9 protein-coding genes and 1 pseudogene are annotated in these 13323 nt (G+C 37.7%); 8 read left to right on the top strand and 2 right to left on the bottom strand.

Annotated features, from left to right (window positions below):
• Positions 1 to 32: 32 nt before the first annotated feature.
• From PUQ00_RS14215 to PUQ00_RS14205, 3 genes are all read left to right on the top strand, one after another.
• Entirely contained in the window at positions 33 to 1367 is a 1335-nt protein-coding gene (locus PUQ00_RS14215) for an ATP-binding protein (protein WP_300417442.1), read from the top strand.
• 370 nt (positions 1368 to 1737) lie between these two features.
• Positions 1738 to 3027, top strand: a complete 1290-nt coding sequence (locus PUQ00_RS14210; protein ID WP_300417440.1) for a tellurite resistance TerB C-terminal domain-containing protein — start codon at positions 1738 to 1740, stop codon at positions 3025 to 3027.
• Between the two features lie 405 nt (positions 3028 to 3432).
• On the top strand, positions 3433 to 4761 hold the full coding sequence (locus PUQ00_RS14205; protein WP_300417438.1) for an ATP-binding protein: 1329 nt from the start codon (positions 3433 to 3435) through the stop codon (positions 4759 to 4761).
• 256 nt (positions 4762 to 5017) lie between these two features.
• On the opposite strand, the gene PUQ00_RS14200 is transcribed toward PUQ00_RS14205, so the two are convergent.
• Complete coding sequence (locus PUQ00_RS14200) at positions 5018 to 5500, bottom strand: cupin domain-containing protein (RefSeq protein WP_300417435.1); 483 nt, start codon at positions 5498 to 5500, stop codon at positions 5018 to 5020.
• Between the two features lie 214 nt (positions 5501 to 5714).
• Positions 5715 to 6302: pseudogene (locus tag PUQ00_RS14195) on the bottom strand (Uma2 family endonuclease).
• Between the two features lie 856 nt (positions 6303 to 7158).
• On the opposite strand from PUQ00_RS14195, the gene PUQ00_RS14190 reads away from it, so the two are divergent.
• The 5 genes from PUQ00_RS14190 to PUQ00_RS14170 all read left to right on the top strand — a co-directional run bounded on the left by PUQ00_RS14190 (position 7159) and on the right by PUQ00_RS14170 (position 13317).
• Complete coding sequence (locus tag PUQ00_RS14190) at positions 7159 to 8478, top strand: response regulator (protein WP_300417432.1); 1320 nt, start codon at positions 7159 to 7161, stop codon at positions 8476 to 8478.
• Positions 8479 to 8524: 46 nt separating this feature from the next.
• Positions 8525 to 9676 (top strand): FIST N-terminal domain-containing protein, encoded by a 1152-nt coding sequence (locus tag PUQ00_RS14185; RefSeq protein ID WP_300417429.1) that lies wholly within the window; start codon positions 8525 to 8527, stop codon positions 9674 to 9676.
• 6 nt (positions 9677 to 9682) lie between these two features.
• Complete coding sequence (locus tag PUQ00_RS14180) at positions 9683 to 10726, top strand: ATP-binding protein (protein WP_300417426.1); 1044 nt, start codon at positions 9683 to 9685, stop codon at positions 10724 to 10726.
• 606 nt (positions 10727 to 11332) lie between these two features.
• Entirely contained in the window at positions 11333 to 11875 is a 543-nt protein-coding gene (locus PUQ00_RS14175) for a methanogen output domain 1-containing protein (RefSeq protein ID WP_300417423.1), read from the top strand.
• A gap of 83 nt (positions 11876 to 11958) precedes the next feature.
• Complete coding sequence (locus PUQ00_RS14170) at positions 11959 to 13317, top strand: ATP-binding protein (protein ID WP_300417420.1); 1359 nt, start codon at positions 11959 to 11961, stop codon at positions 13315 to 13317.
• The last annotated feature ends 6 nt before the right edge of the window (positions 13318 to 13323 follow it).

Raw genomic sequence — 13323 nt, 5'->3', positions numbered from 1 at the left:
TACCACACAGTTAATTGATGGATAATTAAGCGATGCCAATGGCAAGTACTTCCTCATATACAAAGGTTCAATATCTCCAGCGCCAAGCAGCCTCACTTCTACTGTACCAGTCTGTTCTGCAAGGCGAAGTGGCGATGGCATTTCTGGAACTGTTGCAAGCTATACGTTACACTGAGTCTGATGCACGGGGTTGTCTCCAAGCCTACGGCAGTTACTTCCACGCTTTGGCTGCTAGAAATCAAAACTGGGAAGACTATTTAATTACTCAAATTCTCTTCTCGGAGAATCCTTTTACAAAGCTGGCCCAAGTACGAGAATTTGAAGATTTGCCCCCAGCTTTAGTAGTAGCAGTTCAGCATGATTTACAAATATTGCAAAGTCTCTATGAATGTAGCAGCGCTTCTTTGAGCGAGTGGGTACAAGGTGTAGCTCATATGCCGATTTCACCAGTAGTGTGGTATAAAGAGCAAGAATTCGTAGGAGTGGAGACAAAGTTCGCGACATATCTACAAGAGTTAGATAATTGGGGTGATGCTGTAAAAGAGTTCGCAGCTTATTATCGGCAATATGGCTCTGGTTTATTTGCAGAATATCGCGCTTTACGCTGGCAAGCTGGCCAGTTTATCGGTATCCGGTATTCTGACCCAATTAAGCTGAGTGCGCTTGTAGGTTACGAGTCTCAAAGAGATGCTTTGCTAAAAAATACAGAGTTTTTATTATCAGGAGAGATGGCACTGCATGTATTACTTTACGGTAGTCGCGGTTCTGGCAAATCTTCTTTAGTGAAATCTTTGTTGAATGAATATAGCAATCACAGCCTTCGCTTGTTGGAAGTTGCAAAATCTGATTTAAAAGAGTTACCAAAAATTGTGGAACATTTACGGGGGGTGTCACAAAAATTTATCATCTTTGTCGATGACCTTTCTTTTGAAGAAGATGATGATGCCTTTAAAGCCCTCAAGGTAGTTTTAGAAGGTAATTTAACCGCGCGGCCTCAAAATGTAGTTGTTTACGCTACTTCCAATCGCCGTCACCTGATTCGGGAGTTTTTCGTAGATAGACCTGCACCCAAGGATAACGAAGAAATCCATGCCTGGGATACGATGCAGGAGAAGCTTTCGTTTAGCGATCGCTTTGGTTTAACCTTGACCTTTGAACCAGCCAATCAGAAAACTTATTTAAAGATTGTACAGCATCTAGCGGCACAAGCTGAAATTAATATTACCCAAGAAGATTTGGAATTTCAAGCATTACAATGGGCAACTCGCCACAATGGTCGTTCTGGACGCACAGCACGGCAGTTTGTTGATTTTTTAAAAGCAGATTTAACACTTCTTCATGCAAATAACAATACATCTAACACCTAGCACTAAAATTAATTCATTGATGATTCCACTTCTTTGTTATTTGCAGAACAATATTATGCACTAGTAACTCAAACTAGAGATTTCAGAACTCCTATGACAGCAAATTTGGGAAAAACGTCTTTTTTCACAAAACAGAACAACAGATTGCAGCCATCTTTTAGTAAGTATTGTTCTCTGTGTGTTCTAATTGCGAATTACGTTAGCGCAGCGTTAGCGAGTCCGCGTACTCTTACAGAGAAGCAAACTACGCTTTTAGCGTCTGTCTTCGACACGCTGCGCGAACGTAGAGAGCGTCATTACGAATTACGAATTACGAATTAGTATGAGAGCTACTTATTCTGATAATTTAACTACGCTAAAAACCAGCAATATGCAATCAGTAATGATCAGCAATCGATTAATCTTAGGCATAGTTGCCTTTAGTGTGAGTTTTGGTCTTAGCCTTGTACCAAACTGGGATTTTAATAAAGCCTTTCTCACAGGTGTAATTACTGCCGTTACTATCTATGCAACAGCATTATTCGTAGATAAGCGACGCCGAAATTATGAAATGTTTGTTTTAGGTTCTCTCCGCAAGCGAATTAAAGATATGGAGGGATTGAAGGCCCGTGTTGTCAGAGAAATCAATCAAATTGAAGAACATCATAATTTATTATATACTGAGTCGCAACAAGTGCAAAATCAAGTAACAGAAAGCCGTAACCAAAGAGATAGTCTACATCGAGAATTAAGAACATTTGCCGGACAAAAAAAGCAGTTAGAAATCGAAATTAGTAGCCTAAAAACTGAAATTAATGAGTTGCAGAAAAATCAAGCAGAATTGAACAATGCTTTTTCTGTTCTCACAGCAGAGAAGCGCCGTCTAGAGTCCAATTGTAATGTATCTCGTGCTGAAATCACCCAGTTACAAAGTCAAATTTCCGAACTCCAAAAGGAGAAAGAAGAAGTTGAAAGTAATTTAACCCTTTTAGGCAGACTCAAACCCCAATTAGAAGAAAGACTATACGAGCTGCGAATTGCAATTCAAGATCTAGAAGTTGAGACAACCCAAAAAAATCAACTACTTATAGCGAAAAAAACCGAAATAGAAAATATCCAAGCTATCCTGAATTCTTCAGAAACCCAACTAGCAGAACAAAAAGCCGAGTTGCAACAGATGCAAGGGCAAGTTTCATTATTGCAAGAAGAACGAGACTCATTGCAAAATCAAGTATGGGAATTACTCCAACAAATAGAAACATTTAATCCACAACCTTTATCTGATAATTCGCAAGAAGATGATATTGAATTGTTTCCTTTCTCTGAAATGATTGAATCTTCAGCAATCATAGACACTTCGGAAGTTGATACATCGGATAATATACCCGAAGAATGGACTATTTTTCTAGAAAATTTACCAGGATATGAGTTACAAGTATTAAAAGCTATAGTCGAAGACAATAATCCCAAGGCTGCTATTAAAAAACTTGCCGAAGCAAACATCACCATGCCGAATCTATTAATCGATTCTATAAATGAACGGGCAAATGATATTATTGGTGAATTAATAATTAATTCCGATTCGGAAAGTCCAGAAGTTTATCAGGAGCATATGACGCATGTGAAAAAAATAATCGCAATCTATGAAGACCTTATGGCTAGACATGCTGCGTCAAATTAAATTATTATTGCCGTCATCAGATTAGTAGTAACGTGAATATGTACCGGGAGCATCTCAGTGAAAGCAAATATACCAGATGAGAAACAAGATTCTTGCTCCCTCTCCGAACCCACGGAGAGGGTTGGGGTAAGGTTTTACAAGGCTTTTTACACTCATTGAGATGCTCCCATATGTACCTTACCTACGCGAGCATCTCAATGAGTGGAAATATACCAGGCGATTAGAAATCGCGGCTACACAAACGAACGCGAACAGCATCTGGCAGGGAAGTCCGCTGGCACCGACTCTAAGAATTTGAAACCCACGGAGGTGGGTTTTGTCTGTATAGCTGCGAATTCTATTCGCCAAGGCTAGGGGTATTTTTACTGTGTGCTTATGCGTTTAAAATAAAGTGAAGTGTAATACATGGCAAAGCTCAAAATCTCGAAAAAAATCTCCACTGCTTTAATCAATTCCCTTGGTGCAGGGGTAGTACCAAGAGTGGGAGTTGAATATATAGCAGTAGGTCGAGAAAAAGAACTCAAAAGCCTATTACAAAATCTCGATGACATTGCAGAAGGTGTAGCAGCATTTCGCTTCATAATTGGTAACTACGGTTCCGGGAAAAGTTTTTTACTGCAACTAATTCGCAACCGAGCTATGGAGCAAGGTTTTGTAGTAGCTGATGCTGATTTATCTCCTGAACGCCGATTGGCTGGAAGCAACAATGAAGGTGTCGCTACCTATCGAGAATTAATGAGTCACCTAGCGACAAAAACTCGTCCTGATGGTGGTGCTTTAGTCTCTATTTTAGAAGGATGGATTAATAAAATTCAACAAGAAGTGGTTAAAGAAACTGAAATGCGTCCGAATGACGATGGTTTTGATGACCAAGTTGAATCGAAAATTAGGGAAGTAGTTCAGTATATTGAAGACTTAGTTCACGGTTTTGATTTTGGTAGTGTGATTATCGCTTATTGGCGTGGCTACCGATTGGATGATGATAATTTAAAAAATGCCGCGATGCGCTGGTTGCGTGGAGAATTTACTACTAAAGTTGAGGCGAAAGCAGCTTTAGGAGTGCGGGTCATTATTGATGATGATAGTTGGTATGACTATATAAAACTATTTGCGAAATTTGTAGCTGAAATTGGCTATAAAGGACTGTTAATTTTAGTTGATGAAGCCGTACATTTATATCAAATATCTACTACAGTCACGCGGGAAAAGAATTATAATCGACTCCTGGCAATGTTTAACGACACCATGCAGTGCAAAGCAGAACATCTTGGTATTGTCGTTGGTGGAACAACTAAGTTTTTAGAAGACCCCAAACGGGGACTTTTTGCAGACCAAGCTTGGCAAAGACGCACAAAAGAAAGTCGTTTTGTTGCACAAGCTAATGTTCAGGAATACTTAGGGCCAGTGATTCGGCTAAATCCGTTGAGTGAAGCGGAAATATTGACGCTTTTGCAACGTTTAGCTGAGATTCATGCACTCAATTTTGGGTATGAACAGACTTTGACAAATCGTGAGTTGAAGGAGTTTGTCCAAGAAATTATTAATCGCTTGGGTGCAGAAGCATTACTTACACCAGGGGAAATTGTGCGAGATTTTATGAGTGTGCTGAATATTCTTTACCAAAATTCAGAAATTGCGTTTACTGAATTAATTCATGGCTCTAAATTTAAAGCTACTGGTATTGCTAAGGATGCAGATGTGGATGAGGATGGCGCAGCGGAATTTAGTTTGTAATTAATAATGAAGACACTTAGCCAGAAGAACAAGTAGATTGAAAAACCTTCTTTAGAATATTATTTAAATTTTCAGTTTTCTATGACACTTTACAAAGTTGTTAACCTCTTCCACATTTCACTTGAGAGGGTTAACACGATTAAATGGCAACTCGATGGTACTTTGCTGATAATGGCGACTCATATCGTCATCTGTGTGATGTAATTTAAAATACCAATTAGTAAACTTTGATATAAGTCGAAATCTCTGATCAAATTCATCTGTTTTCAGGATTGATTAAAATAGCTTTTGGTTGATTAGCATTAAATAGAGAAGCAGACAACAGAATAATCGGTTTGTTTGTTTGGTTTTCTGCATAATGAACTATTCCGACAGATTCAACTAAAGAATCTCCAACTGTAAGCTGTATAGTTTTCCCTTTTTGAAGAATCAATTCTGTGCCGTTAGCTTTCGTTACTTTAGCTTCTCCTTTCACAACAGTAAAAGTTAAAGTTCCCGCCTCTACTCGTCCAATCTGCATTCCAGGATGAGTATGAGTAGGTAGTTTTTTTCTTGGTGCGATGGTATAGCGTACAAGCTCAAGAATCTGCTTTTTATCTGGAGTAGGATAACCACTCGCTAAAACTTCACGGGTAAGAGATTGAGTGTAAGTATTGGGTGAGGAAATTTCTTGGCTTTTAACAACTACACTGCCAAAAGCTAGGATAGCTAAGGGGAGAATTAGAGACAGTTTTCTCATATTAAAAGTTGTTTGTTTGGGCAATACCTTTAATTAAATCATTTTGTGTTTAGTTTGTCTAATTACTTAATTTACCCGTGCTATTCAAATAATTTTTTGAGTCAGCAACAAGTATTAGGGAGGTATTTTTAGGTATAACAATACTTATCTGAGCGATGGCAAAAGCATAAGTAGCTTAACTAACTTTAGTAGACAAGCGATCGCACCAACAAAATTATTCACCTGGACTATCTGGAAACAATCTATTTAAGTCCAATAACGCATCTTCAAATCCAGGAATCGCCACTGATTGGTTAGATAGAGAAATCTGCTTGCTGAGATAGTTAAACTTATTTTGAGCATTTTGATATGGCTGGCTATGACGCTCAAGTTGACGAGCTGGCAAATTCACAATCCAGTAATCAGAAATTCCGGCTTCGGCATACAATGACAGTTTAGTTGTTTGGTCGTAATCTAGGGTTTTATCCGAAATTTCAATAACCAACAAAATATCTTCAGGATAGGGATGATGAGCGAGATAGTCTTCATCTCTTCCTCGTGCAATCACGACATCCGGCTCAGGCTCACTTTGATCAGGAAGGGTGATGAGATCTTGTCCACGGATGACTGTTTAATCACCTAAAAGCCGATCCAATTGACGGCACAGGATAGAACTACAAACAGTATGAGGTGTTCGCTTTGCTGTCATTTGAATCAGTTCACCTCGAATTAATTCAATATGATTGGCTTCTGTCAGAAATCCGAGTTCAATCAATCGATGGTATTCAGCGATCGTAAATCGCTTAGGTGTCACAGCATTCATGAGACATCCTTCCAATGGCACTGATTCTACTTTTACTTGTACAGTAACAGAAATTAAACTGACTGCGTTGTTTACCGCCGCAGGCATCGCAATAACTTACAGCAATTTTTAGGTAAATACACTACCCGGTAGGGGTACAGCAATGCTTATTGGTGTCAATTTCAGAAGATAAAGCCCAAATTTGCTCTTTGTAAGCGTCAATCTCTCGGTGACGCTTACGCATGTATTTGACTAATCCAAAGAGTTTAGAGTGTTCAATAAGATAGCTAACAAAATCATCTGAGTCTTTAACAAGGTTTTTTGAAAAATTCACAATAATACAAGGTTTTCTAAAGTGTGCGTAAATTATATTTACACCACTATCAGTAGTATGTAAACGTATATGAATGTATCAAAAGGTATCTAGCTAGTCAGCAATATTTTTTCATAAAAAATAACCGTAATTATATGGAATTATATTTTTTTAATAAAAATAGCTAACTCTGTGTCTATTCATGATAAATGCTGTTGACGAACTTAAAAAATTAACCTATTGTATCAACAATATTGTTCTTTGATAGCATTCCTTTTATAAAAAGACAAGCGTAATAATAACTAATTTTAGAGCGATCGCCTTATTAAAAGAGGATAGTAAACTCTCATGAAAGTGAAGATTGGTGGTTAATTTCCATCTGATAGCGATCGCCTCCGTGGTCGATTAGGTGTGAGAATGTTGCTGTTGTCAGAGTTTTTGGGAACTATAGGATTGTCAGACTAGAAACTTATCAGTCAGTGTGCCAATAAAATAGAGGTGACTTAGCTGCGATCGCATCGGCAATAGTGAATAAGTAACAAGGAGTAAGATTAATTTAAATACATGAATTACAAGCCAGATATAAAAACGCTTTATGTACCAGAGGATAATTTAATTTTAGTAGTAGATGATACTACTACAAATTTAGAATTTGTCTTTGAGATATTAACTAATGTCGGCTTTGAAGTTACTACACAAAATGATGGAGAACGGGCACTTACGCAGGTTCAATCTAGACTTCCTGATTTGATTTTGCTAGATGTAATGATGCCAGGAATAGATGGGTTTGAAACCTGTAAAAGGCTGAAGCAAAATTCAGCTACTTGTGATATTCCCGTAATTTTTATGACGGCAAATTCTGATACGGATAGCAAGGTAAAGGGTCTAAGTATAGGTGCAGTTGATTACATCACCAAACCTTTTCATGAAGAAGAATTATTAGCTAGAATTAAAACCCATCTTCAATTACGAAATCTCACAAAAACTTTAGAAAAACGAGTTGCAGAAAGGACAGCAGCGTTGTCAAGGGCATTAAAAGACCTACAAGAATCTCAACTTCAGCTTGTACAGACAGAAAAAATGTCTGCCCTTGGTCAATTAGTAGCAGGAGTTGCTCATGAAATTAATAATCCAGTTGGTTTCATTTATGGAAATCTTGGACATGCTTCAATATATTTCAAAGAGATGATTAAACTCATTGATCTCTATCAGCAGCATTATCCTAATCCTGTTCCAGAAATTCAAGAGAAAATTGTAGCGATAGATTTGAAGTATGTGCTTTCCGATCTACCTAATTTAATTTCCTCAATGCAAGATGGTGTTCAGCGCATTCGTAATATTAGTACCAGTCTAAGAACTTTTTCTCGATCAGATAGCGATCGCAAAGTTTATTGCAACATTCATGATGGCATTGACAGCACAATCATGATCCTTAAACACCGCTTAAAAGCATCTCAGTCTCGACCCGAAATTCAAGTAATTAGAGATTATGATAATTTGCCAGAATTAGAATGTTTTATCGGACAACTAAATCAGGTATTTATGAATTTGTTAGCTAATGCTATTGATGCTTTAGAGGAGTCTAATGTAGGACGCACCTATACTGAAATTGAAGCAAATCCCAATCAACTTTTGATTCAAACTACTCTTACTGAAGATCAAAATCATATCTTGATTCGGATTAAAGATAATGGCGTGGGAATGTCGGCTGATGTCCAGCAAAAAATCTTTGACTATTTATTCACCACCAAGGCTGTGGGTCAAGGCACAGGATTAGGATTATCAATTGCCTATCAAATTGTTGTCGAAAAACATGGAGGAACTCTGGAGGTAAATTCAGCACTAGGACAAGGTTCAGACTTTATCATTAAGCTTCCCATTTAATAATCATAGTAAGTTGCGTTCATAAACATAATAGATAAAAAAATGTATGTTCAAGGCAGTAGTAGGTCACAGTAACGATCCAGATTCTCTATCAGCAGTTGAAGAAGTTCTTCAGCAATGTACCAGTTCTCTTGCAGGAGATATACCAAAAGCTGGGATTCTATTTGCTGCAATTGATTTTGAACACTCTCTTATTTTGCAGCAAATTCATCAGGCTTTTCCGAAGATTGAGTTGATTGGTGGAACAACAGATGGAGAAATTTCTTCAATCTTAGAGTTTCAGCAGGACTCAATCACCTTGATGTTGTTTTGCTCAGACGAAGTTGAAATTCATGCAGGAGTTGGACGCAAAGTTTCAAGCGATCCAATAACTGCAACTAAACAAGCTGTGGAGCAAGCCAAAGTAAAAAGTACCGCAGCTCCAAGGCTATGTTTAACTCATCCAGAGAGCCTCACAACTAGTGGTGTGTCTATATTGAATGGCTTAAAGCTAGCTCTTGGGCAACATGTGCCGATATTCGGTGGTTTGGCAGCCGATCAGTCAAGATATGAAAATACATATCAATTTTTTAAAACAGAAGTATTAAGTGATTCTGTACCAATTTTGCTTTTTTCCGGCACAATATTGTTTTCCCACGCTGTTGCAAGTGGTTGGCATCCCATCGGTCAAATAAGCAAAGTGACTAAGGTAGATAAGAACATAGTCTATGAAATAGATGGTAAGCCAGCTTTAGATTTTTATCATCATTATCTAGGTTTGCTTCCTCCTTCAATGGAATATCCACTAGCAGTGTTTGCTCAGAAGGGAGACAATTTTTATATAAGAGCACCTATTGCTTACAATCAAGAATCTGGTAGCATAACCTTTTTTGGAGATATTCCCCATCAAGCAATTATTCAAATTTCAGAAGCAAGTTATGAAGATATTCTGGCAGCTTCCAAAGCTTCATTCATGAATGCGTTAGATAATTATCCAGGTGCAGAACCAAGTGCTGTTTTGTTTTTTTCATGTGTAGCTCGTCGGCAAATACTTGGTATGAGGGCGCAAGAAGAGTACCAGAATACAAAACTTTGTCTAACTAACTATTTTCCTGCTTGTGGATTTTATTCTTATGGAGAGATTGCTCCTATAGATCGAATTAGCCAGACCCAATTTCACAATGAAACTTTTGTAACTTTAATTTTGGGGAGTCGGTAAAAGCTGATGGAAATCGCGGATTATCAACAAGAAATTAAGGAACTAAAAAAAGCTAATAGAATTATCCAAAAGAAATTGGAACGTTCTGAATCAGACCGGGTAAAGCTGGAAGATATCAATAAAAAAAAAGAATATTTGCTTAAGAAAGTAATTGATGAATTAAAGGAATATCAAAACAAGTTAGAAGAAAGAAGCAATGAGCTAGAAACGATGCTTTTTAATCTTCAGATAATGCAGAATAAGATGTCTAGTTTGGGAAGTCTTGTCGCAGATGTAGCTCATGAAATTAACAACCCAGTTGGGTTTATAGCAGGTAATCTGACTCCGGCTCAAGAGTATATTGAGAATTTGTTACATCTCATCGACCTTTATCAGCAAACCTATCCTAAAGCATCTGAGGAAATTCAAGAAACAATCAAAGCGATTGAACTGGAATATGTGCGCGAGGATCTACCTAAACTCATTTCCTCAATGAAAGAAGGCACAGATCGCATTTCCAACATTAGCAACAGCTTGCGAATTTTCTCTAGGGCAGATACAGAACAAAAAGTTCTGTTTAATGTTCATGAAGGTATTAACAGCACTCTCCTCATTCTCAAGCATCGTTTGAAAGCTAATAAGATTCGTCCTGCTATTGAATTAGTTCAATATTACGGAGAATTTTCTCTAGTAAAATGCTTCCCAGGACAATTGAATCAAGTATTTATGAATCTATTGGCAAATGCCATTGATGCTTTAGAGGAGTCTAACTCTAAACTGAGTTTTGATCAAATTAAGGCGAATCCCAATCAAATTACAATTCATACTGCCCTAATTGAAGATACCAGTCACGCATTGATTCGGATTCAAGATAATGGTGTGGGAATATCGGCTGATGTTCAGCAAAAAATGTTTGACCATTTATTCACAACTAAACCTGTGGGAAAAGGAACAGGATTAGGATTATCAATTGCCTATCAAATAATTGTCGAAAAACATAAAGGGACTCTAGAAGTAAATTCTGTATTAGGAAAAGGTTCCGAGTTTATAATTAGCATTCCAATTTATTAAAGTAGCAAATATATCAATTATTCAAATTAATATTAAGAAAAATAAATGTTCAATGTGGTAGCAAGTCATAGCATAGTGACTGAATAATTCGTAATTAATCACGGTTTCAAAGCAACAAAATTTATTTATAGAAAACAGAAAACTTTTATCATGATTGTGATCAAGCAGATTTATGCGTAGAGTGATAATACGATACGCTTCGGTTAGTGATATTTTGTCCAGGAAGATCCCCCCAACCTATGCCAGTCGTTCATTCACCCTTGGCATCTCCCCTTCTCCCAAAGGGAGAGGCTAGCGCCAAAGGAGAAGACCGTACTGGCTCCCCTTTTTAAGGCTTGCTCTAATTCCCTCCTTTTTAAGGACGGTTAGGGAGGATCAAGCCTTAACCCAAGCCTATTGGGTAATAATGGGGACGTAAGCTAGAAGAGATTTTGCAAAATCAGGAACTATCGCAACGACAAGGTTGAGAATTTGTGATGACCAATACCATTGATTAAGAAACAAAAGCCAGCATCAAATTTTCTGAAGAAATATATTAAGCAGTTACTTTAGAGACATTTTGGGGAACTCTAAAACTGTAGTTCCAAGATTGTGTCCTCAAAATTTATGACCAATGCACTTAACCGCTCAGTAACTACCCTTAAGCTTTCTTTAGAACGGGATATATTTTTACGTACATTAATTAGAGAATTATCTGGCACCTTGCAGGACGTAGTTGGCTTAGAAGAAGCTTCTGGATTTATTAGTGTAGTTGGTGAAAGGATGGGTACGCAGCTCAACCAAGATTACAAATCTGCCCTGGAAGTCTCAAACCTTTCTCGTAAACAGGTAGCTGATGTGTTGGTTGATTTAAAAAGACGAATCCAGGGCGATTTTTATGTAATTGAGCAAAATAATGAAAAAATAGTCTTTGGCAACCGCGCCTGCCCATTTGGCGACAAAGTACTTAATCGCCCTGCCATGTGCATGATGACTTCAAACGTTTTTGGGACGATCGCAGCTAGTAACCTGGGGTATGCCAAAGTAGAATTACAACAGACCATAGAACAGGGTAATCCTGGATGTAGAGTTATTGTCTACTTAAAAATTACAGAAGATGCAGAAGATGCAGAAGGTAGAGAATACTTTAGGGGAGTAGAATCTGCCTAAACCCTTCAGCACTAAACCAACCCCAGGATACAAGCTTGAGTGCAGATATGTAAATTAGGTCAAACCCTGAAATTGGAAGCCCCATGACTCCTGAACAATTTCTTGAATTTGCCAGAGTTTTACCAGAACCTTTACTCTTGGTGAGTGGAGAGGGTCATTTGTTGGCTACTAATAAACCAGTAACAGATATGTTGGGGTTACGCCGCCAGGAACTGCGGGGAAAAATGCTCTTTGAATTTGTAACTGAGTCTGCTAACGATATTGTCAAGTACCTGCAAGCTTGTTCAAGTAGCAGGGCAATGATTATTGGCTCCTTAACTTTACGAAAGAATGATGGACAAACATTAGTATGTCGTAGTCAAGGAGCCGTTATTCAACCTTGGTCTCCTAAATCTTCAGCTTTAATTCTCTTACGCTTGGAAAATAGAACTTTAGCCAGCAGTAATTTCATTCTCCTGAACGAAAAAATCGATGAGTTAGCAAAAGAAGTTCAGAGACGTAAACAGGCGGAGTCAGCACTCAAGAAAGCGAATCAAGAGCTAGAAATTCGGGTTGAGGAACGTACAAATGCTTTACAAGAAACACTAAAGGAACTACAACTTATGCAAACTCAGCTAATCCAAGCTGAGAAAATGTCTAGTTTAGGTCAGATGGTTGCTGGTATTGCCCATGAAATTAATAACCCCGTGAGTTTTATTTATGGGAACCTTCACCACGCCCATCAATACACTCAGGATTTGCTGAATTTGGTACAAATTTATCAACAATTTTATTCAAATCCTCCTCCAGAAATCCAAGAGCAAATAGAAGAAATAGACTTGGATTTTCTGATTCCAGATATAACTAAACTCTTCCATTCAATGAAAGTGGGAACAGAACGCATTCAGGAAATTGTTAAATCACTACGTAACTTTTCCAGACTTGATGAAGCAGAAGTTAAGCAAGTTAATGTCCATGAAGGAATTGATAGTACTTTAATGATTTTGGAGCATCGCCTGCAAGCTAGGCATGAGTACCCAGAAATCAAAGTCATCAAAAAATATAGTCAACTACCGAATGTAACTTGCTACCCTGGACAACTCAACCAAGTGTTTATGAATATTCTTGCTAATGCGATCGATGCACTGGAGGACTCGGCGAACAATGACAATCAAAAATTGACAAAGAATAATCCCCAAATTCAAATTAAAACTGAGCTAATCGATGAAAAATGGATAATGATTAGTATTGCTGATAATGGTTTGGGGATAAATGAACAAGTTCGCTCAAAGCTATTTGATCCGTTTTTCACTACTAAAACTGTGGGCAAAGGTACTGGACTAGGGCTATATATAAGCTATCAGATTATAGTTGAAAAACATAAAGGACAACTTAACTGTTTTTCTGTTCCAAGAAAAGGTGCAGAGTTTGTAATTAAGATACCTGTTAACTCTGTCTCATAAAATTTA

The organism is Nostoc sp. S13 (assembly GCF_029379315.1).
In the GTDB taxonomy this organism is placed as follows: Bacteria; Cyanobacteriota; Cyanobacteriia; order Cyanobacteriales; family Nostocaceae; genus Nostoc.
This window is presented reverse-complemented; position numbering and strand designations above follow the sequence as displayed.

Bases quoted from the DNA above. Each gene is read 5' to 3' on its own strand.
- PUQ00_RS14185 (WP_300417429.1), top strand. From the start codon at position 8,525: ATGTTCAAGGCAGTAGTAGGTCACAGTAACGATCCAGATTCTCTATCA.
- PUQ00_RS14180 (WP_300417426.1), top strand. From the start codon at position 9,683: ATGGAAATCGCGGATTATCAACAAGAAATTAAGGAACTAAAAAAAGCT.
- PUQ00_RS14170 (WP_300417420.1), top strand. From the start codon at position 11,959: ATGACTCCTGAACAATTTCTTGAATTTGCCAGAGTTTTACCAGAACCT.
- PUQ00_RS14175 (WP_300417423.1), top strand. From the start codon at position 11,333: ATGACCAATGCACTTAACCGCTCAGTAACTACCCTTAAGCTTTCTTTA.
- PUQ00_RS14215 (WP_300417442.1), top strand. From the start codon at position 33: ATGCCAATGGCAAGTACTTCCTCATATACAAAGGTTCAATATCTCCAG.
- PUQ00_RS14205 (WP_300417438.1), top strand. From the start codon at position 3,433: ATGGCAAAGCTCAAAATCTCGAAAAAAATCTCCACTGCTTTAATCAAT.
- PUQ00_RS14200 (WP_300417435.1), bottom strand. From the start codon at position 5,500: ATGAGAAAACTGTCTCTAATTCTCCCCTTAGCTATCCTAGCTTTTGGC.
- PUQ00_RS14190 (WP_300417432.1), top strand. From the start codon at position 7,159: ATGAATTACAAGCCAGATATAAAAACGCTTTATGTACCAGAGGATAAT.
- PUQ00_RS14210 (WP_300417440.1), top strand. From the start codon at position 1,738: ATGCAATCAGTAATGATCAGCAATCGATTAATCTTAGGCATAGTTGCC.